Source organism: Pseudalkalibacillus sp. NRS-1564, assembly GCF_050467905.1.
GTDB classification, from domain to species: domain Bacteria; phylum Bacillota; class Bacilli; order Bacillales; family Guptibacillaceae; genus Guptibacillus; species Guptibacillus hwajinpoensis_B.
On sequence record NZ_JBITPM010000044.1, the window covers coordinates 68,997 to 93,551 of the forward strand.

The window sequence follows — 24,555 nt, forward strand, 5'->3', positions numbered from 1 at the left end:
GTGCCAACCCTAAATGACCTTCGAAGGATGATGATATGAACGATAATTCCCCTCTTAAACTTAATGCAGATTTCTCTACCTATACAACACTGCAAAAAACAGAGTTAGTCGAAGAATTAATGGATCAATACGGCGAAGCTCTGCTAAGACTGGCTTATACTTATGTAAAGGACTGGGGTAAAGCAGAAGATATCATACAGGAGGTTTTTCTGACTTGCTTTTTAAAGATAAATACCTTTCGAGGAGAAGCTTCTCTAAAGAACTGGCTTTATCGCATTGCGATTAACCGTTGTCATGACTATGTACGAAGCTGGTCTTTTAAAAACATCATTCCAAGTAACATGATCTTAAATTTCTCTAAGAATCATCAGCCTTCCCCAGAACTTATTGCGATAACAAAAGAAGAATCTTATATGTTACGCCAAACGATTTTACAACTTCCATTAAAATATCGTGAAGCATTTATTCTCTACTATCATGAAGATTTATCCATTAGGGACATTAGTTCACTCCTTGACACAAAAGAGGCAACTATAAAATCCAGATTGCACAGGGCTCGTCGCCTTCTTGAATCAAGACTGAATAATGAAAGTGAGTGAATGAAAAATGAACCAAAATAGATTAAAAGAAAAAGTGAAAGAATCTTTATTCATTAAAGAGCATTTAACAGAAAGAAAAAAAGAAAGAATTATGGAAAATATCCTTATTGCTCATTACGCTGACCATAAGAAGAAACGAAGCACCTTTCTAGAATTGGTTGGATTTGCGGTCTGTTTGGCACTACTTATGACAGTCACTCTCACAGTCATTGATATTGATTTGGATCCTCCTATAAAACATGAAGCTTCTAACAAACTACAAGAGGCCCCATACGTAAGTGCAGCTTATATGAAGCGGGCATCAGAAATTGCTCAACGTGACCTAGATATTCTCGATGTAACCTATTTCTCAATGGATAAAACGATCTATCTGGATATCATGGTGTCAGACAGTTTTTCAAATAAAAAAATGAAGGAACTAACAATACAATATTTGGAGGTGTTATCTCATTTATATCAATTGAAAAATGATCAACTGGGGGAAATATGGGATTATTATCATTTAGAAATTACGATTAAACCAAACAGCGATTACCCTTCTTTAGCCTTTATGGATGAAGAAGATAGTACCTTTTTTCTTAAAGGTTCTAAGAGGATAAAGGAAGCAAGTATGAGTTGGTCCTCTCCATCTAATTAACTAACCTGTATGAATTTTTATCCGCTACTCGTAGATCATAGTAACGTTGTAAACAATCATAAAAGAAAAAGCACAATCTTGAATTGTGCTTTTTCTTATCTACTTGCCGTTTTCCTCTCCATCATTTCGCCATGATTATGAACAAAAGAAAAGGAACTTGAATCGATCTCTGTCTTTGTTTCAGGAAGTTCAACATTCTTCATCCTTCTACTATACGACTGCTTATCTAACACTTGCTTGAAGCCTTCTAAAACAAAATTCAGTGCCAGTATGACAAGAACAAAACATAGGATGGGAATCAACGGAATCCATGTTTCATATGAAAGGAATCTAAAGGTGGATCCAATTAACCCTGACCATTCTCCAGAAACCGAGCGATATTCATCACCTAACATAGGGTCTGGATTAAAGAACGTTCCACCAAAAAACAACTTCAACAATCCAAGATGTAGCAAAAGAATCAGAACGTTAACAATTTGCTGAAGAAAAATAATCATCATTCGTGGTCCTAAGTGTGGTAGTACATGCTTTGAAAGAATATGTCTTCTAGAGCCTCCTAACGTTCGTGCTCCTTCAATAAATTCTCTACCCCGAATGGCGTTCGTTTCATTTGAAATAAGAATCGTCGTTGTAGGAATAGCGACCGCTGTCAAGATAATCACTTCAAAAACCATGCGTTCAGTGAAAGAGTATGAAAACGTTCCTTCCATCCCGTTTTCCATTAATACTCCATGGAGAATAAAGTAACATAATAACGAAATAGGGATATACTGCATCGCATCCACCACTCCAGCTGTGCTTCTAAGCGTTCGGCGAAAATAAGTCCCTCCAATTACACCTGCAACAAACGATAACGCCATTCTCATTGAAGCAACAAGAAAGGCAATTCCAATTGTATATTTCGCACCAATGATAATTTGCTCAAACAAATGGTAGCCGAACTTATCTGTACCAAATGGAAGAACTTGTACAGGTGAAAGAGGCGATCGGTCAATTAAATTTCCATCGTCGTCATAAAGCATAAACGTTTGAGGAATGTCATCATGGTAAACGAGCGAATAAAAAATACTGCTACCTAGTAAGAGAACGATAATGATCATTCCGAACATAAACATTGGATTTCGCAACGCACTTTTCAACATCCTTCTTCCCTCACTTCCGAACTATAGTAACGCTTCTTCTTTTGAAACTTGCTCCGCTACAAACTGGTAAAGTGTCAACGCCAAGAAGATAGGGATAAAAAGACATAAAGCGCCTACCGTGAAAATTTCTGGCGTAGGATGTTCATACATAAAGCGGATTAATCCGTTCAAATTGAAGACGAATTCCATAATAAATAAATTAGATAACGTAAACCAGACAATGGAGCGCGAATGGAAGTAAATCGATAAAATCGCATTCCGAAAAACATGGACAAGGAAAATGACTGTTGATTGCACGCCTTTCGTTCGCGCAAGCTCAACATAAGGCTTTTCAAATTCCTCTTCGAAAACTTGCATCATAATTCGGTAGAATAGGAAAGCTGGTAATATAGATAGCACTAATATAGGCATCGTATAAATTCGTTCATATGCTGCAATATCCATTAACAAAATATCGGTTTTTTTATAAAACCAGATGATTCCAATTTGAACAATTACGAGAATAAATACATCTGGAAAAGATTCAGTTAGAAACGCAAATCGTTTAAACCATTTTCGCATAGGAGGCGTAAATCTGTAGGTAACGTATGTAAAAACAAATCCTACAACAAACGAAAGAAATAAGGCACTGAATAAAATGACTATGGAATATGTCGCATAATCAAAGACCTCTGGGAACAATTGATAATTCGCATTCCCAGAGCGAAACATTATATCTTGATAGTGGATCAACTCCTCTAATGTCTTAACTAATCTCTTCAAATATCCAGAAAAATCAAGCTTCATGCCATTGAATAACCCCGGTAACGCCCCTAGTAACAGCACACCAATAAATGCAGTAATAAACTTAAGACTAGTTCGAACAGCCTTATTCTCCATACGGTATCCCCCTAATGAATTCAATTTTCCTTCATAGCTGATCGTGTAGGTTTCTTGATTTAACTTAGTCTATCTTAAAGACGGAGCAAATAAGTAAAAGTTTCAGATAGAGCATAAAGAATCATTTTTTATTACATGTGATGAAACTCCCCCCTGCCGAATACGCTGTTAACAGCGCACTTTCGAAAGGAGGCCTCCCTTAAACATGTCTACCTCACTTGAGATAATCCGGAAAACAGAAGGCATTAAACGTCTTGATCTGTATATAAGAGAGTTGATTCAGCATGATGCAAAATTAGCCATTTCACGCATCAATGACGAGGACCTCACTTATCCCACTCTCTATGTCTTATCAAAGGTTATTCGCGAACACAGTCTCACAAAGAACTTATCAGATCGGAATAAAGTAGCTTTGTCCATCCAAAGAGATATCCTTGCTACAGAACGTACACCAGCAACTCCTTTTCCATATTCAGTCTGCGATCTTCCACAGTTCATTCACTCTGTACTCAGATGGATGGTCGAAACTGGGAAAGAGGATAAACTGAATGCTCGTTATCGACTTGTTATTGACCGCGCTGCTGGGCTATTGACAACCATCTATCAAAACCCGGAAGACCTCTCCCTTGTTTCAGAACTATTATTCAAGAGAAACAGCGAGGGCCACTCTACACATTACTTAACATGGTCTTATTTTTCTTCACGAAACATGTCTAGTCTCCTCCCTATTGGTGAAAAACTATTATCTTCTCATGAAGAAGAAGTTGAGTTTGCAAGAGAACTGCTTCATTTCATTTCCGGTTTAGAAGAAAGCTCTGATCAGTATGCCTATTTTAGGGGTTGGTATGAAGAGAACCTCCCATACCTTCTTCATAATGAAAATAGCTATGAATTAACAGCTGAACTTTCACCTTATATTATCGATCACTACACAAAATACCGTGAACATCATTCAAACACTTCATCGGAATACCATCGAGATAAAGGATTTCATACGTTAACCGAAGATGAAAAAGAAGATCTTGCCAACTTCTCCTATCAAATGAGAAAAAGATCTCGAAACAAATGGAAGGAGTGGATCAATCGACCTCTCGATGCCCAATTGACGCTCATTGAGGAGGTTCATCATGATTACTATAGGAGGTAATAGTTTAAATAAAGACGATGCGATAAACGCTGGTATCGTACGACCTCTTGAACAAACGATACTTCATGTCATGTATGCAAGTCCCTATACGTATTCCTATCGCTCGATGGATGCCTTATTATTTGAAATTCGATTTAGAGTAGCCATCACAGACAGTTCACGTGAACTTTACTATAGCGGTGTTCAATTTGCAGACTTTTATCGATCGCGATGTAACCCTATGTTCTGGAACCTCCTCCCAGATGGCGCCTTTCAATTAAAAATGGGCGTTCCGGCATCTGAAGCAATACTCGATATTTACCGAAATGGGAGACTATATGCGTTTGAATGCGCCACCGCTATGATTATTATTCTCTATCACGCAGCAGTCAAAATGCTCCCTCCCGCACAGTTTAATCGACTTTTTTCAAACATACGGCTTTGGGGATGGAAATACGATCAAGATTTGCAAATCGTTCATAACATTCCTCCTGACTACCTTCCTGGGGATATTCGATATGTAAAAAATCCTGACGTGAATCCTCTTACGCCAGAATGGCAAGGTGAGAATGTTGTAGATTTAGGGGACGGTACTTTTTTTGGACACGGTTTAGGCTTTCGAACCGTTGAAGGTATGATTGAAGCCCTTGCATTAAGAAGACGGCCGGGTGCGACGCGGATGCCTTATTTAATGCTTCCTGCTACTAGACCTGGGTTTTCCTACTTGTATCAATTCTCATCCAATAGAAAAGAAGGAACAACGCCTATTATGTTGTTCGATGACACCTTACAGCGATCAACAATGTCAATTGATGAATATGAAGAAAAGCATGAAGAACTTCTAAAAAACTTCATAACGATACGAATTGGAAATAGCTCTTGAATAAAATCAGGCTAACTCCCGGGTCATAAGCCCTCCACCCCGTTTTCACATATGCATATGGTAAAGTAACGGGTGGTGAACGCATTGAAAGAATTCCCTGAAATTCAAACTGAACGCCTTGTTTTAACAGCACTTAAAGAAGAAGATCGTAGTTCACTTTTTTCCATATTCGCAGATCCACTTGTCACCTATTATGATGGTGGAAAAGTTATGAAAACCTCTACACAGGCCCTTCACTATATACGTGCTTTCAAAGATACCACATCGATATCTTTGACCAATACAATACGTTGGGGTGTCCGATTGAAGACCTCAAACAAATTAATTGGTACGGCAGGTTTCCAAAACTGGGATCGCACCTCTTCTAAAGCAGAAATTGGTGCCATTCTGTCTCGAAATTACTGGAGCGGTGGTTATGGAGCCGAAGCAGCAAAAGCCGTTATAGAATACGGTTTTGAACAAATGAAACTTCACAAAATTTATGCGCAAACAATAGAAGACAACCGTGCCGCTGTTAAGCGTTTAGATGAGCTTGGCTTTCATGAAGAAGGACGCTTTATAGATCACGTCTATTTAAGAAATCAGTATTATCATGTGCTCGTTTATTCTCTATTCCAATAAAATCTAATAGGTAATTTCCTTACTTCCGCTCACACTCCTTAAATGTGCAAAAAAAAACGCTTCTTCAGATAATACCTGAAGAAGCGTTTCTTTATACTTGTTTACTAGGCGGTGGAGACATAAATGCAGCAATTGTACCGAGAATTGGAAAGATAAGTATAATCAATAATATTTCTGTATACCCTCCAAAAACGTCAAAAGCAATACCAAATGGAAGTGGTCCAAAAGCAGAGCCTATGACCATCGTCGTTGTCGCAATTCCTTTAATACTCCCTAGATGTTCCCTACCAAAATAATTCGGCCATATAATGTTTAATGTAATCCGTTCAATACCTCCAATCATTCCCCAAAGAACGGCAAACACAATAGCAAGTAAATAAGTATGCACCTGAGTTAACAATAAGATAAATACCATTTGGCCAATAAACGATAAACCAAGAACAATATGAACGTTCACGCGCTCGAGAATAAATCCAGAAGCCATTGTGACAGGGAAGCCAACAATCGCCATGATACTCAATATGATGGCAGCTGTACTTCCTGGTACACCTTGCTCACCTAGAATAGAAAATAAGTGAAAAGTTAAACCGGTATTGACAAGTGCAGGAATACTAACGCAAAAAAGAATAAACCAAAATGCTCTCGTTCTCATCGCTTCTTTCACAGTCCAATTCGTTTCGAAGCCCTCTTCTTGCTCCTCTTCTTCCATTTTCTCTTCTCGACGTTGTGCAAGTCTTTTCTTCGAAATAGCATTATCAGGAAGAAGTCCGATGTCTTCAGGTTTATTTTTAACAATAAAAAACACAACAGGTAGAAAAATAACAATGAGTGCGAGTCCAAGTATTCTCCAGGCACTTTCCCATCCAAACGTTGTAATTAGCCATGTATTAAGTGGAGGAAAAGAAGCTGAGCTTAAAAAACCACCAATAGCCATAAAGCTAAGTGCTCGCCCACGCTTTACTACAAACCACTGAGGCACAAGTGTATTCGGAATTAACGTCATTGAACCTTGTCCGAATAAACGAAGCATAAAAAAACCAATAAATAGCATGACAGGTCCAATAACAAAGCTATTCCAAAAACATGCGACTGCTAGCAAAGCCCCCATTATGAGCATCATTCGCCGCTGTCCATGTTTATCTACTAATCTCCCTACAACAAATAACAATAGTCCAGCCGCCAGCGTAGCAGAAGAATAAATGCCTGATACAAGCGATCGTCCCCAGCCAAAATCTTGAATATAATAGTCAATGAACACAGATACGGCGTAAGTTTGACCTGGTCCTGAAAAAAAGACGCCAATGGCTGCTGCCATCACAATATACCATCCATAAAAAAAGGATGAGTTTTGCTGCTTCGAAAATAACTGCATCCAATAACTCCTCTCAAGCTGTCATTAAATAACATTCTATCGAAGAAAAGCTAAATACTAAAACACTTTGCTTTGTCATCCATATATCGTTATTTTGATTCATTCCTACAACCTCAAAATAGATTGTTCTATTTCTTTTTGTAATCTTGCTGTAACCTTTTAAGTAGATATATCGTTTTAATAAATAGAAGAAGGAGGGCTGAAGAATGGATAAGACATTTGAACGTTTATATGATCGCTACCACACGAACTTATTTCAATTTTTATTCTATATGGTAAAAAATAGAGCAATTGCGGAAGAGTTAGTGCAAGAGGTTTATATTAACGTGCTACATTCTTATGACAAGTATGAAGAACGCAGCAATGAGAAGACATGGTTGTTTGCCATTGCGAGAAATATAGCCATTGATTATTTACGTACACACAATCGAAGAACCTCAAGGTGGCTTAGTAAGTTCGATTTTAACAAGCAGCAGCCAACTGATGAATCTCCACTTCCGGAAGAAATCCTACTTCAAAAAGAAGAAGTGCAAGCCATTTATAAATGTTTAAGAGAATGCACACTTGATCAGCAACAGGTGCTAATTCTTCGCTACATTCAAGAGCTGTCGATAAACGAAACAGCCGAAATATTAAATTGGAGTGTTAGTAAAGTGAAAACAACTCAGCATCGGGCTATTAAAGCGCTCCGCGATCTAGTAGATGATCCATCCAAAAACCAACTAAAGGGGGTCTTATGATGAGTGATCGAACAAAATCCCTTCTTTCTCAACTACCTGAAGTCAAAGATCATAGAAGCAAAGAATCGATCTATCACAACATCGAGAAAAAAAAGAATGAACAATCACAAAGACATCGAACAAAGAAGAAAACGCCATGGATTATTCCCAGTATTGCCGCTATTGTGGTCCTATTCCTGGCCGTTCTAATTACGCCTGGTCTCTTCAATCAAAATGATAACTCTACTAATATGGCCATTACACAATCAGACTCAAACAATTCAGATACAGCAAACTCTTCAGCCTCAGGAGATGATTCAAAATCTGAAAGCACAACAATAGCACCTACAGATGAGAAATCAGATCAAACGAGTGATACTGTTAAGGAAGAGCCGCCAACACTCACAAAAGAACCGACTACTTTTGACAGCTACATTCCAGCATTTCAGCAGTCTGAAGGAGCAAACGTTGTCGTTTCTTTCCCAGATCCTGAAAACTTACTTCTCGTTCCGCTTTCATTTACTTTAGATGAAAACAAAAGCATACAAGAAAACTTAGAAGAAATTTTATCTACTTTTGATGTTTCGGAATTTGGTCTTGAACGCTCACCACTAGTTGATGCAACTCTAGATTTGATTGATACTGATGGAATTAAAACACTCATAGTTAGCTTCAAAGAGTCTGGTGATAGCCTTTCATCGACGGAATCAATTATGATAAACGATAGTGTTCAACAGTTAGCGAAAAGTCTCGGTGCCGATCAAATCAATTGGCAAACGAATGGAGAGGAAGGCTACACTCTCGGAAATTTCGGTTCAGCTGACACGACAGTGAATCAAAAACCTTCTCCATATTACCTATATGAATCAAGTTCTGAATTACGTTTTCTCGTAAAAGGACCATCCCTTTCAGGTGAAGAAGGTGCTGAACTCGATGTCGCTCTCTCGCTTATGAAAGAAGGCGATCCTAACGTGCCCTATTATATGCCAGCGATCCCTCCTAACGTAGACATCTATTCATTCGACGGAGACGGTGCTGAAGCAACAATTACCTTTACGGAAGAAAGTGAATTTCAATCAGAAGAGGAAGCGATGCAAACAATCGAAGCCATAATGCTTACTGCTTCTCAATATAACTATCAGACGATTCGTTTTGAGAACACTGGCTTTGATCAAATCGGTGGATATTCACTCGATCAATCCCTAACCATTCCTTCTTCTCCCAACGCTATTTCGAGATGAAAATAAACAAAACACCCGGCAATTTATGCCGGGTGTTTCGTTTATCTAGTAATCTCTTCCACTATATCTGCAGAAGACATATCCGTTTGAAGTTCATATTCACCTGGCTGAACTGCCATTTCTTTGTCCATGTCTCGAAGCGATTTAATAAAATCATCCGATTTCTTTACTAGCTTCTTGTCTTCTAGACTTTGAGCAACTTCCTGACTAGTCATTCCTTCCTTAATAGTAAAGGTGATTTTCTCAGGTTGATCAGAGACTTTTTCTTTCTCTGCCTTTTCTTTTGGAGCCTGATTTTCGCTCACTTGTTGATTCTGAGTCACTTCTTTTTCTTTCAAAGAATCATACTCTTCCTTTTTAACCATAACCATGCCTTTTTCTTCTAAATGCTGTTCAACGGCAGCTTCTGTTAACTTATTGCCATCCTCTGCTTTTGCTGGAGAAAACAAAAAGTAATAGGCCGTTAACAAAAGCGCAGCGAATAAAAGACCAGCCCCAATTCCTTTTGCTTCTTGCTTACTCATTAGGACCACCACTTACAGATTTTGTTTTGCTTTCTAGCATTTCAGTACGTTTCTTAACCGTTTTCAACTCTTTCATTAAGTTGATATAAACGTCATCAACCTGACCTTTCACTTCTTTAGCGTAGTCCTTAACAAAATACGAGTAAATAAAGAAACCAAGTGAAGCGGCAAGTAAAACAAAAATAATCGTTAACATTGCTTTTCCCCCTATTAAATGTTTGGCATTCTCTCTATGTATTGCACTTATTATAATCCAACTAAATTCTTTCGCGTCGATCTGTAGGTTTTTGTCGTTTTTAATTTAAACTTATCACCTATAGTAAATAAGTTAAGTTACCTAATAAATATATAACCTAGTAAACTCATCAAAGTTTCAACATTCCGAAAAAGGAAATCACAAAAAAACTAGAAAAAACCGACATAAATCGACCTTTTCTAGTTTACCTATATTTGCTTCAATTGACAATAGTCCTTTAATGGAAAAACGCTTCTTCTCTTATTCTTCATTCACCAATTGAATGAAATGATACAGTATTCTTGCCGTCATCCCCCAGATGACATAGTCACGATAATAGTAAAAGAACTCCGGCATACTTGAGGATGACCAATTATATTCTTCACCATTCGGAATAAGATGAAACGGGAATCCTTCATCTGGCTGTACATGTACACGTATATCATGTCGCTCTGGTGGGTGATTCTTAAAATGAGATAAAGGAACTGTAAACACTTCCTCTACTTCATCTGGATTAGGTGATAATTCAGAGTCTGATTGGATCATCCCCGCAAACGGGTATACGATAGATTGGAATGATGTAACTAGGAAATCAAGTTCCCCCATTACAGTAACTTCTCTTTCTAAAACACCGAGCTCTTCACAAGTTTCTCTTACTGCTGCATTTTTCGGGTTTTTGTCGTGCTGATCTACTTTACCACCCGGAAAACAAACCTCTCCCGGCTGTCTTCTTAACGACCGTGCTCGAACTTCAAATAATACATGTAGCTCTCCATTCCGTTCTATTAAAGGCAAGAGAACGGCAAATTTATAAAAGCGCTCATTTCCAAGGACTTCTGCACTTCTGCCATTTATCCTAGCTTGAATATCTACTAACGATGGCTTCATTCTATCGAACTCCTTCTGTAGAACTTATCTCACTCTATTATATGGCATTTATAACGGTATATCCTCCACTTTGTCTTTGAAGATTGAAATAAGGTTTTAAGTTCATTCCTTTGAATTGTAACTTTCTAGGATGTCACCTCGTCTAATAAACAAAGGAGTGATGGGATGCTTAAATATGTGATGATAGGAACAATGGTACTCCTTACTTTGACCGGATGTGGAGAGGAGAACGCAACTATGAATACAAACAACAATACAAGTGAGCAAGTATCTGGTTCTTCTGGCATAGTAGCTGGATCTCTTGAACCTACCCTGCAGCTTGAAACAACGGAAAGCGGAGCGGCAACTTTCTTATATCGTATTCAAAACCAAACAGAGAGAGTCCAATCTATCCACTTTCCAAGTAGTCAAAAGTATGACTATACACTTTCGAATGAGCAAGGAGAAGTAATTAAAACCTATTCCGCTACCAAAAGCTTTTTGAAAGAAGAAGAGAACGTTACATTAAAACAAGCTGAATCACTCGAGTACTCCATTATTGTAGATGAACTTACACCAGGATCCTATACACTAGAAGTTTGGCTAGCAACAGATGGAGAAGGCCAGTTCAAACAATCCATTGATTTTACAATCGATTAAAACAAAATGAGCTGGCGCCTTTTATGAGGTTCCAGCTCGTTCTTTCTTCCTCATTCATCAGTTCTTATTTCCAAACATCATCAAGGTATTGCTTCGATAACGTTTGATAGTAAGCAGCTTGAACAGAGAGTGCGGCAGAAATAAGTAGTTTCTCAATATCTTTTTTTTGATTTTCCGTTACTTCATGGAAAACATTAGACAACTCAATTGACTTCTTTTTAAACTCTTCCTTTGAAGGTTTTATTTTCGTATGAATCACTTCAAAAAGCTGCGAGTACGCAGTATAAAAGGTTAATGGATCGATTAAGTCATCATTTCGATCCGCCGGGTTATTAAAAGCAAATTTCAATAGAAGGCGGATGCTTTCGAAATCGTGCGTATTCTTCAAGTCTTCTACAATAAATAAAATTGCCGCTTGTTCTATTGCGTATTTCTTACCTAATTGTGGTGGACCAATCCACTCTTTAATATCTCTTTTCACCCAATTTTGAACAGCAGTGGATCGGAAACTTGCATACTCTAGCTGATTACCAAGCGTTACAATTTCATTAATAGATAAGCCGAAAGCACCTTCAGTCACTTTCAATAACTTATCAAAAATAGCTGGTATTTCTGTTCTTCCTTTTCCGGACCTTTTCATCGCTCTCAATAAAATTTCATCTGGCTTTTCCTCTGCGCGAATCGTCTGAAGAAAATTTCCCATTTCAGTTCTAGTTAAATAAAAGTCTCTCATCTTCCACCTCTACATTTAAGGTCATTTGAACTTATCGTATAGTTTCTTTATGGAAATTTCAAGAAGGGCACACATAAATGAGATATTTGGGCTCAAAATTGCACTTGTGTTAGTAACTGATTCATATCTAGGTGAATATCCTGTGTTGTGTAAAGGAGGAATCGCTTATGAACATGTACGGGAACCAAATGAATCAGAACGTTCAAGGTGCGATGCAGGGACATTCTCCGAATCAGGCAGTTCAAGGAGCCATGCAGGGTAATCAAATGCCTCACCAGGCAGTGCAAGGGGCCATGCAGGGGCCGAATATGCAAAACAACGCCGTTCAAGGGGCAATGTTTGGAGAAGAAAAACAGCTTATGGGTGATATGAAACAGTTATGCAAAAGGTATAACACCTATCATGCTAAAGTAAGAATGCAGGATGGGATGGAGTATGAAGGAATTATTATGGACTCAGATGATGAGCACATGGGTATGATGATCCCTCAAGAAGTAGAAGAAAGCGAAGGTCAAGATACGGATAGACAATATGGCCGCTATCGCTATCGCAGATTCGGGCGCTTTTTCTTTCCTTTAGCTGGAATTGCAGCTCTTAGTCTCGTTCCTTTCTATCGCCCCTATTACCCCTACGGCTATCCGCCATATTACTATTAAGAAAAAAGGAAGCCAAACGGCTTCCTTTTTTCTATGAATAATTCAAAAACACTACTCCATACTTAATGAAATTTTCCCAAATTGGGAACTATCACTCAAATGAGCAAAAGCCTTTTGAATATCGTCAAAAGAATAGACTTCATCCATAATTGGCTTGATAGAATGTTCATTTACGAAAGATACCATCTCTAGAAATTCCTCAGCGCTTCCCATCGTTGAGCCAAGCAAGTTATATTGGCCGTAAAAAAATGAGCGCAAGTCAAATTCAATTGTATCCCCTGTTGAAGAGCCGAAAATAACAATGGTTCCACCCTTTTTCAGTACTCCGAGAGATCGATTGAACGTAGCTGCACCAACACTTTCAATAACCAAATCAACGTTTTCATCCTCAGCTGCTTCAGTCCAATCCTCTTCATCGGCAAGAGCTCGATCTGCACCAAGTCGAAGAGCGGCCTTTCGCTTAGATTCACTTCTGGAACTAACAATCACTCTCGCACCAGCCGCTTTCGCAAACTTAAGCAAGAACGTTGCTACGCCTCCACCAATTCCAGGAATAAAAACAGTTTGTCCTCTTCGAAGTTGCCCTCTTGTAAATAATGAACGATACGCCGTTAATCCGGCCAAACCTATGACAGATGCTTCTTCAAAGGTAAGGTTTTCTGGCTTTTTCACAGCATTTTCAGCTGGAACAACGATCGTTTCAGCAAATGTACCATCACCCGGAAAGCCTACAATTTGAAATCCAGCTGGAGGAACAGGAGAATTCTTTTCCCAACCAAGACCGGAGTTAATGATCACTTCATCACCTTCATGAATCTCATCAACGCCTTCACCAACTGCAACAACAACACCAGCACCGTCTGAACCAAGAATAACGTCTGGATCTTTCGGATCGTGACGATCTGGTATAAATAGATCTCTGTGATTTAACCCCGCTGCCTTTAGTTTAATCTTCACTTCACCTTTGCGAGGCTCCGACTCGACAATATGATCTTTAAGCGATAGCCCTTTATGACCTGCTTCATTGCCGTGAACAAATCCTTTCATATGTAAAAGCTCCTTTCCAAATTTATAGACATTCGAAATCTAGTGCAAGGACATCTCTCATTCCAACTTCTTTCAAGTATGCGACTACTTCTTGGTGCGCCGGGTGTGGACCGTATGCTTCTAGCGCTTCTTTTGATTCAAACCGAACCGTTAGAGCACTTTCGAAGCCCTGACTACGATCAGTGAAGTTATTTCCTGCTTGAATATCAATAATTCCAGGAATTTTCTCCTTAACTTGAATTAATCTTCTCATGCCCTCTTCTTTCTGATCCATGGTCGTTTCTTCACTGAATTTAAATAAAACAACGTGTTCAATCACTCTATTTCCTCCTTCTTATATCAAGCCTGTCAATTCAATATGACAAGTTAAGTTAATCAAAAAAAGCGCCAGGAAACAAATGATATCCCTGGCACCTCTGCTTATATATTTCCCCAAAAACCGTTATTTATAACCTCTTATTTACTTAGCCAGGTATACTCGTGTCCCCAGCTATCTATTGCGAGTGATTTCACAATTGAGATGTGCTCGGCTTCAACCGCATACGCATCTCCTTGTTCATAAGGATTATAATGAAACGCATATAAACGCGATGTAAATTCTTCAAATGGTAGCGAGCTTTCTCCTGAAAGCTCCCCTTTTCCCATAACAGTGGATTCAATTCCCTGACCCCAATTCTGGGAACCATCATTATTAGGATTATAAAAATAAACACGATACTCTCCATCAGGACTCTTTGCAATTCTTTGGATGGAAACAGCATGGAACCCAAGCATTTTTCCATGAACATTCGTAATGAAGATCCCAACTGGATTCGGATAAATTAATTCGTATTCATCGTTGTATTCAGGATGATGCGTCGCATAAAACAATCTGACGAAACCAGGATAGTCTGTTACGCTGCCAGTAATCGGCTCGATAACGGTACTAAAGCCTTTTTGAACCCAATTTCCATAAAAAGCAGGGTTGACCCAGCGATGTCCATCTTCTCCTCTTAGCGCTACTCTGCTCATCATCTCACTGTATATTCGATCGAGATGTGGAACGAGTACAAGCGACACCGGGTCAAGCTCTGGGTGAAGATCAGGAGCGAGACCACCTTGAAGATCTTTCGAATGAATTTGAACACCTTCAAACACCATATCAATGTCACCATCTCTTGCAGCTCTTGGAATAATCTCAAGTAGATAGCCAGGAGCATGCTGAGCCCATAGGCTTATTCCTCTCGCCGCTTGACATGTTGGATTAAGTCCTTGACCAACACCGAGCGGCTGTCCAAGGACGCTAATGACACCTGCAAGCAAAATGCTATTAGCCGTTAACCCTTCACCTTCTCCAACTGTATTGAATAATGCGCTTCGAACTTCTGGACGTATATCTAGCTCAATCATACGTCTTAATCCAGGCATAACTGGAGAAGCCGAAAGCACCCCTCTCTCTAATAACAATGCTAATCCATAGACGGATTGGCAAGTAGACGGAAAAAGCGCAACTTTAATGAGCTGATAAATAAGCTCCCCATGTTCTTCAAGATTCGCCTTCCCCTTCCCAGTTAATTGAAGTAATACAGGTAGAAGGTGAGGTGATTTTCGACTTAAGAAGCGAGCAAGCACACTATGGTGTGGAGAACAAAGACCGGTTTTTCTCATAGAAAGACCGAGTAACTCACTTTCTCTTCGAAGCTCTTCTGTTGATAGTCCCATCAGTTGTTTACGGTATTCATTCGGCAACTGATAAGTGTGACTTAATTCAGAAGGGCCTTCAATCGAAGCCACGTATCCTTCAAGAGTAGACCGCTGCTCTTCACTGGTTTCTGACCTCAACATTTCCTTAGCCATTTTAATCATGGACACTGTTCTTTTAACCGTAATTGGTCGTTGAGCTGTTAAACGTTCAATCTCATAGATCAGTGTTTCTGATAAAGCACTTGAAGAGAGATACTGTGATATAAATTGAAACAGCCTCTGTGTTTCAATCGTATTCTCCTTCTCCTCGATTCGGGACGCTTCTGAAGCATTTGGGAAAAGGATATCTAGATTTAACGCCATAACTTCATTTAAAAAGTCCATCGCCATTTCTTGAGAGACCTTTGGATGACTTCCCTTTCCTTCCGCAATCGCAAGCATACGCAGATCGCTAAGCATTTCGATCACGTAAGGAAGACCCTTTGCTTGAAGCGATCCTGCAACAAGAGGCGGCTGGAGCTTTGAGGGATCTTCCCATGGACCATCCTGGAATACGCCCGCTTCATCAAAACGTTGAGCGTATTGATATAGAAACTCAAGACCTTCATCGGTTTCCAAAAGCCGATTCGCTTCCTGAAAAACGTCTGTCTGATAGCGAGATTTCGCATAGGATGGTGCTTCTTCAAGACGAGTGAGTGATCTGGAAAACCTTGCAATCTTTCCTTCTGTTACTTCAGATGGCATGCTAAATTCTCCTTTATGGTAAAAATAATTATCTACAGATAGAAATCATATTTTTCGTAGTCTACAAGTAACCGCGTCATCTCCGCACTGTCATCTCTGAAGAAGAAAATGGTCCCATAATGATTACCGAAACCGACCCGCTCAGCTACTTTCCCCTGCGGAGGAGTAAACATATCATGCTTCTCAAAGAATTGATGTTCCTCAAGCTCTTCAGGAATATTTAATTCCTCAATGTAATTCACATGTGGATGTACCATTAAACAACCCGCATATCCCATAGCTTCATCTTCGCCAGGAAAGAACTTTCTTAACTCTTCTTCAGTCGTATTTGGATCACTACATAGAATTTGAGCTTCATAAGCACTAAAACCGTAAGCGCGTTCAATTAGATCAAAAATATGGCCACCTGGTACTCTAGCAGCTACTTCTCCGAAGTGAAGTGTGCCATCAGGCATAATGAAATACTCAGGATGAATCACGCCGTTCTCCACTTCGAACGCTTCGATTAATTGTTCAATCGCTTTCCGGATAACGGGACGCTTCTCTTCAAGAGAAGGAGAAGGTGGAACAAAGTTTGAGTACCCAAGTTTTACGTATTCTGTTATATTAAGAAATTGAATTTTCCCATCATGTACAAAAACCTCACATGAGAATTCCTGCCCATCCAAATGACTTTCCATTAATAAAGGAAAATCACTATCTGTTAATGCATCAATATCTGCAGGATCATCGATGGCTCGATGTCCTACTGAACCAGCCTTATCTAAAGGCTTACAATGAATCGGCTCGTATTTATCTCCATCCACTTTCAAAAGAGCATCGTTGACCCTTTTAAGAAAGCGCTTTACATCTTCCTTGTCTCTTGCTTCTTCGAAAACACCTACTTTAATACCAGCCATCTGTGCCTTTCGTTTCATCATTCCTTTATCTCTTAACAATAGAGAACGGTTAAATAATCTAGGCTCTTCTCTAAAGCGAGAATTCAGAGCTCCTGCCCATTCCACACACTCTTCATAAAGGGGGACAGCAACCTCTGCGCCTAAAGCTTTAAGTTGCTTATAGAGTTTGTCTGATCCTTCATTCAATCTATCAAACTCCCAACCTACGAAAGTGATGTCATGCTTCTCGGCATAATCCTTAAAATCAGGAGGACCAACCACTACAAAAGGCCGATTCAACTTGTCACAGGCCTCAATTGTGGGAAGACTCCATCCAATCAATGCTGTTAAATATGGAATTGTCTTTCCTTCTGGCTGACTTTCTTGTAACGTCTGGTTCATTTCTAGTTGATCCAGTTCCATTTTGTTCTCGCTCCTTTATGAAATAGTAGAGAAGTCTTTCCTGACCTTCCTTATCTAACGTAGCAGATTTGAAGACTAATTTTAACTAATATTCTGACTTTTCGACCTATAAATACAAAACAAGTCACAATACTTTACCATTCGACAACGCTATAGAAAAAGTACAGTCAGGATACCATAATTATACCTTCCCTCTTTTTGTAAAAAAGTAACAAAAAAATCCATAGAAACAAAGTTTTTTCTTTTCTTTTTTGAATTCACTCGCGAATGAGCCAAAAATCGAGATATCAACAATATAAGCTACTATAGCTAATAAAAAAGAAAGCCGCTCCATTGGAACGACTTTCAAGAATGTGACTTATTTTTCTTTTGATACGACGAGTTTATCTTCTACAACTTCAACTGTAACTGACTGAAGGTCTCCCTCATCCACTAGTATATCGGCAATACCATCTTCAACATGTTCTTCGATCACTCTGCGAAGTGGTCGCGCACCAAACTGCGGATTATAGCCAAGTGAAGCTAACTTCTCTTTCGCTTCATCGCTAATTGTAAGAGAAATATTCTGTTCCTCGAGACTCTCATCCAAATCTTCAATCATTAAATCAACGATTGTAACGAGGCTGGATTGTTCGAGTGATTTAAATGGAATAATTCCATCAAATCGATTCAAGAACTCGGGTCTAAAGTAACCACCAAGACTCTCCATCACATCCGTGTAGCTTTCAGCTGATTCAAAACCAACTGTAATTCTGCGCTCTGATGTTCCAGCATTACTTGTCATAATAATAACCGTATCTTTAAAGCTAACAGTTCTACCTTGACTATCAGTTAAACGTCCATCATCAAGAATTTGTAAGAACATATTTTGAACATCAGGATGAGCTTTTTCAACTTCATCAATTAATATGATGCTATATGGCTTACGTCTTACTCGCTCGGTTAATTGCCCAGCTTCTTCATGACCAACATAACCAGGAGGCGAGCCGATTAACTTAGATACAGAGTGTTTCTCCATATACTCACTCATATCAAGACGGATCATGGCTTCACGATCACCAAACATTTCTTCTGCAAGTGATCGGGATAGCTCTGTTTTACCGACTCCTGTTGGTCCAACGAATAAGAAGGAACCTATTGGGCGGTTTTGACGTTTCAATCCGGCACGACTTCTGCGAATCGCTTTAGCGACTCTATTTACGGCATCTTCCTGACCAATTACTTTCGCATTAAGTCGATCCGCAAGATTTTTCATTTTCGTTTGTTCATCTTCGCGAAGTTTCCGTACTGGAATACCTGTTTTTCCTTCTATAATGTGTTGAATCTCTTCAAGAGACACTAAATGATTCACACTTGATTTATTTTTCAGCGATTGCTCAAGCTGCTCCTCAAGCTGTAATTCTTCAGTTCTTAACTTGGCAGCACGCTCATAATCTTCTGCTTCGGCTGCTTTATTTTTTTCAGCAGCTATTTCTGTTAGACGTTGCTGAATTTCATCGTGGCTAGACTCTGCAAACGTTAAGTTCAATTTCGCCCCAGCTTCATCCATTAAATCGATCGCTTTATCTGGCAAGAAGCGGTCTTGAATGAAACGATTAGACAATGTTACACATGCTTTAATGGCTTCATCTGTGTACTTGACTTCATGATAGTCTTCATACTTAGACTGCAAACCTTTCAATATTTCAATGGCTTCATCTACCGTTGGCTCATTAACCATAACTGGTTGGAAGCGACGCTCAAGCGCTGCGTCTTTCTCAATCTGGCGATACTCTTTGAGAGTGGTTGCCCCAATTAACTGAAGTTCACCTCTAGCTAACGCTGGTTTCAAAATGTTACCTGCATCCATTGAGCCTTCAGCAGATCCAGCTCCAACGATTTGATGTAGTTCATCCACGAACAAAATAACATTCTTTCTACTTTGAAGCTCAGAAATTAACTGTTTCATCCGCTCTTCAAATTGACCACGAACACCTGTGTTTGAAACGAGTGAAGCTACATCAAGTAAATAAATTTCTTTGTTTTTTAGCTTAGAAGGGACATTGCCCTCTGTTATCCGAAGAGCAAGACCTTCCGCTATGGCTGTCTTCCCAACACCAGCTTCCCCAATCAAGACAGGGTTGTTTTTATTTCGGCGGTTTAACGTCTCAATCACTCTTGATACTTCATTCTCTCTCCCGATAACCGGATCAATTAATCCAGCTTTTGCGGCGTCAGAAAGATTTCGTCCCAAGTCATCAAGTAAGCCACCTTTTCCATTTCCAAACTCGGTTTGTTGCCCCTCCTGTTGTGCGTTAAATCCATGTTGACCTGATTGGTTCATAAAGGATTGAAAGAACTCATCCATTTGACCTTTTGGTGATGATGCAGTTTGACCATTCATCACTTTTGCGTAACACGTACTACAAAGGTGTACTTGTTTCTTATTCTGATTCATCTGGACATTAAGTTGAACCGATGCTTGATTTTGTTGACAATGATCACAAAGCATATGATGGCCTCCTTATAATATATATAACGTACATTTTATGAAATTAAGATAAAAGGTGAAAGATACTCGCTTTGACTTTGACTATCTTTGACCTTGTAACCATATTATAATTTGACTATCTTTGACTTTCAAGTCTTTTGCTCATCCAAATTTTATTTTTTTCTAACTGATTAACGACTCAGGAAAATATCATTCATATATGGTTCTTAAAAAATTTGTAATATTTGAAATAGAGGAATTTTTTCAGAGGTTGGATAATAGATTGTAATAACTACTTTTCGACAAAGGGGTATACAAGTTTACTAGTACGGTAACAATGATGATAGATTACAAAGGGAGGATATCTTATGAATGATTCAGTCTATCAATTGATTGTTGAAACAACCGTCAAACGAGTGCCTAGCTGTCACGAGACGCCTGAGGATTTCTTCATTGCCCTTGATGATCGGGAATATCCATATTTAATCTTACCCACGCCTAAGGAAATGTTTGATAATGATGATGTGTTCACAATTCGTTTAATTCCGGATGCCCTCAACAAATTTCGATTTGAATTGGACAACTCATTCACCAAATTATCCTTCAGACGCTTTTCTACCTTCTTTGATGATAAAACATACTACTTTGGCCCCGACGACAATATGTTGATTCATTTTCTAAAGTCGCCCGTTTACAGAAGCTATGTCGCATGGGTAAGTCACTTGTATTTTAAACGCATTGATGACCTTATTGAACGGTATAACAATGAACAGCTTCCTGAAGAAAGAAAATCCATTAAAGCGAAACTTTCTCGCCTTCTGATCGAAGCTTAATCTCGAAGCGATCTACTCCATTCTGGACAAGTTTAGTTCCTTCCTCAAGTGAATCATACGTTAGGTTAATAATGTTACCTTCGTTCTCATATGCTTTGTATTCATAACGAGGATCATAATAATAAATCAGGAGCCGTTCAACAATCAAGGCATAGTCATTCTCAGCAAGAGCATCGGCAATTACTTCTTTATCTTCATTCGAAAATCGCTTCTCAATTTTGTTAATAGCTCCTGTGATTTCTTCGTGATGATGTTCAGGATGATACGTATTTAAGATCGTACGAATTCGATAAGAAAGCGGGGCGTGGACTTGTATACGCGTCCCTTTTTGTTTGCCTTCTAAAATAAACTCTGGAATGATAATATTTCCAAGTCGCTTACTTTCAGATTCAATGATGTAATAAGACGTTTCTCCAATTTCTCCTAGTCTATGGTATAGCATGGCTTCAAATTCTTTTTGACTTCTTTCAGGCAAATCAACTCTTCCAAATACAGAACCTCGATGAGCTGCAAGTCCCTCAAGATCAAGAACAGGATAGCCCTTCTCTTCTAAATCATTCAGTATTTCAGTTTTAGATGTACCGGTTAGTCCTTCCAAAACAAGATAGGGTGTCGTCTGATTCGCTAAGTATTCTAAACCAGCCGTCACTTTTTGTCTGTAGGAACGAATACCTCCTTCTAGCTGTCGGCATGGCAGTCCCATCATGTCAAAAATAACTGTCAAACTTTTACTTCTCATTCCGCCTCGCCAGCAGTAAATAGCAAATTCTTTACCTTTTGTTATTTCCTTCGCTCGTTTATAAAACTCAGGAAGTAAGGGCGAAACAAGAGAAATCCCTAATTCCTTCGCTGCTTCAGTTCCTTTTTTCTTATATGTTGTTCCGACAATTTCTCTTTCTTCATTAGAGAAAATAGGTAGGTTCACAGCACCTGGGATATGAAACTTTTCATATTCTGCCGGTGTACGAACATCCAATAAGAGCATCTTGCTTTCCAAAACTTCATCGATTGTTATTGTTTTCATGACATTCATCCTTTATATATTTACATAGCACAAGTATATCATCATCTCTTTGCCAAGTTCATTTGTACTGTTTATCCAATGTATAAATGGGGAAATTTGATAGTGAGGTGATAAAATGAATGCGTCAACTATGCTAACAGAAGTTCGTAACACGCTTACTGAATGGGTAGGCGGACATCTTATCATTGAGAAAAAAGAACAAGACGATCTCGATAAAACCATCATGAAACTCGAAGATTTTGTATTTCAACACAGAGGGGAGACCGTCGATGATTACACGGCTTCGACACTCCTTCAACTTAAAGGCGAGGGCAAAGTCATTTCAGACGAAGCTACAGCCCCTCTTCCACACTCCACTTTTGAAATTCCTTTAGAAGATATAAACAATGTTAAAAAGCATTCAGACGAGCTGATCGTACTTACAGAACGCGCGTCTTATCACATCAACTACAATTCCAATTAAAGGAACCAAAGGTGGTTCCTTTTTTTATTGCCTACTTTATTAAAGGCATATCTTAAAATAATGAGTAATATGCTGATCATAGATGAGCTATATAGGGAGGTATTGAGATGGATAATAAAGACGTAACAACGGTTCCTGATCAAACAATAAGACAATGGGCTATGTATGTTCATCTCTCTGCATTGAGTGGTTATTTAATTCCTCTGGGACATATTATTGGTCCAATCATCCTCTGGTCAATTAAAAGAGAAGATGAACCGTTTATCGATGAGCAAGGAAAAGAATCCATTAACTTCCAAATAAGCATGACACTCTATCTAGTCATTGCTGGGATCTTAAGTCTAGTCCTTATAGGGCTTATCCTTCTCCCTATTCTACTTGTCATGCACCTTATCTTTATTGTGATTGCATCGGTCAAGTCGAATCAGGGCACTTTATATCGCTACCCCTTAACCATTCGATTTGTATCTTGAATTTTCAAGAATTTCAAGCGTTTACACATAATTTAGGTATGTCCATGTTATAATGAAACTAAACTTATGATGTGGAGGGTCTGCTCTTGGCTGTTAAGGAAAAAGAATGGAACCGTTTTACTGTATGGGCACTTGCCTTTATGGTTTGGATCGTTCCTATTGCTTTTGTTATTGGTTTCTACATAATTTCACGTCCACAGTAAAACCAGCGTCAATGCGCTGGTTTTTTTAATTCTCTTAAAAGCAGGTTTCATCACTACATATGATGGGAATTGTTCCTTATACACAGCTTAAAGGAGGATTTATTCATGAAGGAATTTACAGTAGCACCAAATAAAGATGTAACAGGTTGGTATGTTAAAATTGAGGACGTCGCTCCAACTGACCTCTACGATATGCGCTCAACAGCTATTGAAAAAGCAGAGGAAATGGCTAAAGGAGATTCTCCAAGTCGCCTATTGATTTTAAATGAACAGCATGAAGTTGAAGAAGAACGCTCATTTTAATCTACATAAAGAAGCCCTCCGTAGCTTACGGAGGGCTTCTTTATTTTTATTTCAAATAGGATTTCATTAAAAAGAACGAAGGGAAATCCCTTCGCTCTTTACTGTTTCTATTTGTTTCCGCCGCTCTTTTTTCCACCCTTTTTCCCAATTTCCTCATAGAATTCTTTATCTTGATTTTTGGATGTTTGGTTTCCACCTTTTTCTCCAATTTCTTGATAAAACTCTTTATCGTGTTCTCGAGCGGTTTTCTTACCACCCTTTTCTCCAATTTCCTCGAAGAATTCTTTATCATGCTCTTGAGCCGTTTTATTACCGCCCTTTTCTCCTATCTCTTGATAGAACTCTTGATCATGCTCTTTTGCTGTTTTTTCTCCACCTTTTTCTCCAGTATCCTGATAAAACTCTTTGTTATGTTCTCTTGATGTTTTTTTGCCACCTTTACGTCCTGCTTCTTCTCTGCTCATTTTGTCATTACTATTGTTAGCCATTTAAAAAACCTCCTCTAGTAATTTTTTTACATCTTGCGCTACACTTGTTGTATTCCACCTTACTCAATTGATAAACGGGAAAATGGTTTCTTTTTACATTTTTGATTCTATCTTACTAATACTAGTTCTTATCCGACAAAAAACGCTCCCAACATTGGGAGCGTTTAAATTAAGAATAGTAAACATGGATTGGTTTCTCATATTTCTTAGAAAGTTTCTCAAGAGACTTTTTGACATTGATCAAATCGTCTTTATCAATGCCACAGCCGATTTTGATTTTAAACCCTTTTTCCTCGAACGGTTTCAGTTCCTTTATCATATGTTCAAATGATTTCAACCAGGCGGGATAATTGGTTTGAAGTCCAGCTGGCTTATACTGTCCATACAGATTAGCAATAATACGCTTATTATCTCGACTTAAAGCAAACGAGCATTTACCTAACTTCTTCTTCGGAGAAAACGGAAAGTCTTCATCGGCTTTAGCGGCTTCAGGGTACGTTTCTTTTACTGATTTCGCAATGCCAACATCCATTGCATTAAAACAGTCGCATTGATGTGCAATTACAGTACAGTCACTTTTAAGAAGGTTGCCTTTTTCAAAACGAATCATACATGCACTCTCCTTCGTA

The 24,555-nt window shown here is 38.8% G+C and carries 28 protein-coding genes; 13 read left to right on the forward strand and 15 right to left on the reverse strand.

Going from position 1 to position 24,555, the window contains the following annotated elements; translation table 11 throughout:
* Positions 1-35 precede the first annotated feature (35 nt).
* Both ACIFPW_RS19885 and ACIFPW_RS19890 read left to right on the forward strand, forming a co-directional pair.
* A complete protein-coding gene (locus ACIFPW_RS19885) occupies positions 36-599 on the forward strand; it encodes a sigma-70 family RNA polymerase sigma factor (RefSeq protein WP_430246772.1) in 564 nt (187 codons plus the stop codon).
* A gap of 7 nt (positions 600-606) precedes the next feature.
* Entirely contained in the window at positions 607-1,236 is a 630-nt protein-coding gene (locus ACIFPW_RS19890; RefSeq protein ID WP_430246774.1) for a hypothetical protein, read from the forward strand.
* Positions 1,237-1,331: 95 nt separating this feature from the next.
* Here the strand turns inward: ACIFPW_RS19890 and ACIFPW_RS19895 are convergent, their stop codons facing one another.
* On the reverse strand, positions 1,332-2,378 hold the full coding sequence (locus tag ACIFPW_RS19895; protein WP_430246776.1) for an ABC transporter permease: 1,047 nt from the start codon (positions 2,376-2,378) through the stop codon (positions 1,332-1,334).
* Positions 2,379-2,399: 21 nt separating this feature from the next.
* Positions 2,400-3,257: an ABC transporter permease subunit gene (locus ACIFPW_RS19900; protein WP_430246778.1), complete on the reverse strand. Its 858-nt coding sequence runs from the start codon at positions 3,255-3,257 to the stop codon at positions 2,400-2,402.
* A gap of 205 nt (positions 3,258-3,462) precedes the next feature.
* Between ACIFPW_RS19900 and ACIFPW_RS19905 the strand changes: the two genes are divergently transcribed.
* The 3 genes from ACIFPW_RS19905 (at position 3,463) to ACIFPW_RS19915 (ending at position 5,887) form a co-directional block, all read left to right on the forward strand.
* Positions 3,463-4,404 carry a hypothetical protein gene (locus ACIFPW_RS19905; RefSeq protein WP_430246780.1) on the forward strand — a complete coding sequence of 314 codons (942 nt, stop codon included), beginning with the start codon at positions 3,463-3,465 and terminating at the stop codon, positions 4,402-4,404.
* The gene (locus ACIFPW_RS19910; RefSeq protein WP_430246782.1) at positions 4,385-5,266 is read left to right on the forward strand and encodes a protein-glutamine gamma-glutamyltransferase; all 882 of its coding nucleotides are present in this window, start codon (positions 4,385-4,387) and stop codon (positions 5,264-5,266) included. The genes ACIFPW_RS19905 and ACIFPW_RS19910 overlap by 20 nt, the downstream gene beginning before the upstream one ends.
* A gap of 84 nt (positions 5,267-5,350) precedes the next feature.
* Entirely contained in the window at positions 5,351-5,887 is a 537-nt protein-coding gene (locus ACIFPW_RS19915; protein ID WP_430246784.1) for a GNAT family N-acetyltransferase, read from the forward strand.
* 91 nt (positions 5,888-5,978) lie between these two features.
* Here ACIFPW_RS19915 and ACIFPW_RS19920 read toward each other — a convergent pair whose 3' ends face one another.
* Positions 5,979-7,259 carry an MFS transporter gene (locus tag ACIFPW_RS19920; RefSeq protein WP_430246786.1) on the reverse strand — a complete coding sequence of 427 codons (1,281 nt, stop codon included), beginning with the start codon at positions 7,257-7,259 and terminating at the stop codon, positions 5,979-5,981.
* A gap of 206 nt (positions 7,260-7,465) precedes the next feature.
* Between ACIFPW_RS19920 and ACIFPW_RS19925 the strand changes: the two genes are divergently transcribed.
* Both ACIFPW_RS19925 and ACIFPW_RS19930 read left to right on the forward strand, forming a co-directional pair.
* On the forward strand, positions 7,466-7,999 hold the full coding sequence (locus ACIFPW_RS19925; protein WP_430246788.1) for an RNA polymerase sigma factor SigX: 534 nt from the start codon (positions 7,466-7,468) through the stop codon (positions 7,997-7,999).
* On the forward strand, positions 7,999-9,219 hold the full coding sequence (locus ACIFPW_RS19930; RefSeq protein WP_430246790.1) for a hypothetical protein: 1,221 nt from the start codon (positions 7,999-8,001) through the stop codon (positions 9,217-9,219). The genes ACIFPW_RS19925 and ACIFPW_RS19930 overlap by 1 nt, the downstream gene beginning before the upstream one ends.
* A gap of 41 nt (positions 9,220-9,260) precedes the next feature.
* On the opposite strand, the gene ACIFPW_RS19935 is transcribed toward ACIFPW_RS19930, so the two are convergent.
* The 3 genes from ACIFPW_RS19935 to ACIFPW_RS19945 all read right to left on the reverse strand — a co-directional run bounded on the left by ACIFPW_RS19935 (position 9,261) and on the right by ACIFPW_RS19945 (position 10,866).
* Positions 9,261-9,743, reverse strand: a complete 483-nt coding sequence (locus ACIFPW_RS19935) for an endolytic transglycosylase MltG (RefSeq protein ID WP_430246792.1) — start codon at positions 9,741-9,743, stop codon at positions 9,261-9,263.
* Positions 9,736-9,939 (reverse strand): hypothetical protein, encoded by a 204-nt coding sequence (locus ACIFPW_RS19940; RefSeq protein WP_194220200.1) that lies wholly within the window; start codon positions 9,937-9,939, stop codon positions 9,736-9,738. Before ACIFPW_RS19940 ends, ACIFPW_RS19935 begins: the two co-directional genes overlap by 8 nt.
* Before the next feature lie 300 nt (positions 9,940-10,239).
* On the reverse strand, positions 10,240-10,866 hold the full coding sequence (locus ACIFPW_RS19945) for an NUDIX hydrolase (protein WP_430246794.1): 627 nt from the start codon (positions 10,864-10,866) through the stop codon (positions 10,240-10,242).
* 237 nt (positions 10,867-11,103) lie between these two features.
* Here ACIFPW_RS19945 and ACIFPW_RS19950 point away from each other — a divergent pair, with 237 nt between their 5' ends.
* Positions 11,104-11,505, forward strand: coding sequence for a BsuPI-related putative proteinase inhibitor (locus ACIFPW_RS19950; RefSeq protein ID WP_430246796.1), 402 nt, complete (start codon positions 11,104-11,106; stop codon positions 11,503-11,505).
* 64 nt (positions 11,506-11,569) lie between these two features.
* Here ACIFPW_RS19950 and ACIFPW_RS19955 read toward each other — a convergent pair whose 3' ends face one another.
* Positions 11,570-12,238, reverse strand: a complete 669-nt coding sequence (locus ACIFPW_RS19955; RefSeq protein ID WP_430246798.1) for a DUF1836 domain-containing protein — start codon at positions 12,236-12,238, stop codon at positions 11,570-11,572.
* Between the two features lie 167 nt (positions 12,239-12,405).
* Here ACIFPW_RS19955 and ACIFPW_RS19960 point away from each other — a divergent pair, with 167 nt between their 5' ends.
* Positions 12,406-12,894 carry a hypothetical protein gene (locus tag ACIFPW_RS19960; protein WP_198427146.1) on the forward strand — a complete coding sequence of 163 codons (489 nt, stop codon included), beginning with the start codon at positions 12,406-12,408 and terminating at the stop codon, positions 12,892-12,894.
* A gap of 51 nt (positions 12,895-12,945) precedes the next feature.
* Here ACIFPW_RS19960 and ACIFPW_RS19965 read toward each other — a convergent pair whose 3' ends face one another.
* The 5 genes from ACIFPW_RS19965 to ACIFPW_RS19985 all read right to left on the reverse strand — a co-directional run bounded on the left by ACIFPW_RS19965 (position 12,946) and on the right by ACIFPW_RS19985 (position 20,160).
* Positions 12,946-13,941 (reverse strand): zinc-binding dehydrogenase, encoded by a 996-nt coding sequence (locus ACIFPW_RS19965; protein ID WP_430246800.1) that lies wholly within the window; start codon positions 13,939-13,941, stop codon positions 12,946-12,948.
* A 22-nt stretch (positions 13,942-13,963) separates the two neighbouring features.
* Positions 13,964-14,260, reverse strand: coding sequence for a Dabb family protein (locus ACIFPW_RS19970; protein WP_303533015.1), 297 nt, complete (start codon positions 14,258-14,260; stop codon positions 13,964-13,966).
* 137 nt (positions 14,261-14,397) lie between these two features.
* Positions 14,398-16,368 carry a hypothetical protein gene (locus tag ACIFPW_RS19975; RefSeq protein WP_430246802.1) on the reverse strand — a complete coding sequence of 657 codons (1,971 nt, stop codon included), beginning with the start codon at positions 16,366-16,368 and terminating at the stop codon, positions 14,398-14,400.
* A 32-nt stretch (positions 16,369-16,400) separates the two neighbouring features.
* Entirely contained in the window at positions 16,401-17,669 is a 1,269-nt protein-coding gene (locus tag ACIFPW_RS19980; RefSeq protein WP_430246804.1) for an ATP-grasp domain-containing protein, read from the reverse strand.
* A 358-nt stretch (positions 17,670-18,027) separates the two neighbouring features.
* Positions 18,028-20,160: an AAA family ATPase gene (locus ACIFPW_RS19985; protein WP_430246806.1), complete on the reverse strand. Its 2,133-nt coding sequence runs from the start codon at positions 20,158-20,160 to the stop codon at positions 18,028-18,030.
* Positions 20,161-20,507: 347 nt separating this feature from the next.
* On the opposite strand from ACIFPW_RS19985, the gene ACIFPW_RS19990 reads away from it, so the two are divergent.
* A complete protein-coding gene (locus ACIFPW_RS19990) occupies positions 20,508-20,972 on the forward strand; it encodes a hypothetical protein (RefSeq protein WP_194220209.1) in 465 nt (154 codons plus the stop codon).
* Here ACIFPW_RS19990 and mnmH read toward each other — a convergent pair.
* The gene (mnmH, locus tag ACIFPW_RS19995; RefSeq protein ID WP_430246808.1) at positions 20,935-21,996 is read right to left on the reverse strand and encodes a tRNA 2-selenouridine(34) synthase MnmH; all 1,062 of its coding nucleotides are present in this window, start codon (positions 21,994-21,996) and stop codon (positions 20,935-20,937) included. The genes ACIFPW_RS19990 and mnmH overlap by 38 nt on opposite strands.
* A gap of 115 nt (positions 21,997-22,111) precedes the next feature.
* On the opposite strand from mnmH, the gene ACIFPW_RS20000 reads away from it, so the two are divergent.
* The 3 genes from ACIFPW_RS20000 (at position 22,112) to ACIFPW_RS20010 (ending at position 23,438) form a co-directional block, all read left to right on the forward strand.
* Positions 22,112-22,459, forward strand: coding sequence for a hypothetical protein (locus ACIFPW_RS20000; protein WP_430246810.1), 348 nt, complete (start codon positions 22,112-22,114; stop codon positions 22,457-22,459).
* Between the two features lie 107 nt (positions 22,460-22,566).
* The gene (locus tag ACIFPW_RS20005) at positions 22,567-22,932 is read left to right on the forward strand and encodes a DUF4870 domain-containing protein (RefSeq protein WP_430246812.1); all 366 of its coding nucleotides are present in this window, start codon (positions 22,567-22,569) and stop codon (positions 22,930-22,932) included.
* A 308-nt stretch (positions 22,933-23,240) separates the two neighbouring features.
* A complete protein-coding gene (locus ACIFPW_RS20010; RefSeq protein WP_194220213.1) occupies positions 23,241-23,438 on the forward strand; it encodes a DUF2188 domain-containing protein in 198 nt (65 codons plus the stop codon).
* A gap of 107 nt (positions 23,439-23,545) precedes the next feature.
* Here the strand turns inward: ACIFPW_RS20010 and ACIFPW_RS20015 are convergent, their stop codons facing one another.
* Together ACIFPW_RS20015 and ACIFPW_RS20020 are read right to left on the reverse strand one after the other, a co-directional pair.
* Positions 23,546-23,926, reverse strand: a complete 381-nt coding sequence (locus tag ACIFPW_RS20015; RefSeq protein WP_430246814.1) for a KGG domain-containing protein — start codon at positions 23,924-23,926, stop codon at positions 23,546-23,548.
* 169 nt (positions 23,927-24,095) lie between these two features.
* A complete protein-coding gene (locus ACIFPW_RS20020; RefSeq protein ID WP_194220215.1) occupies positions 24,096-24,536 on the reverse strand; it encodes a hypothetical protein in 441 nt (146 codons plus the stop codon).
* Between the last annotated feature and the right edge of the window lie 19 nt (positions 24,537-24,555).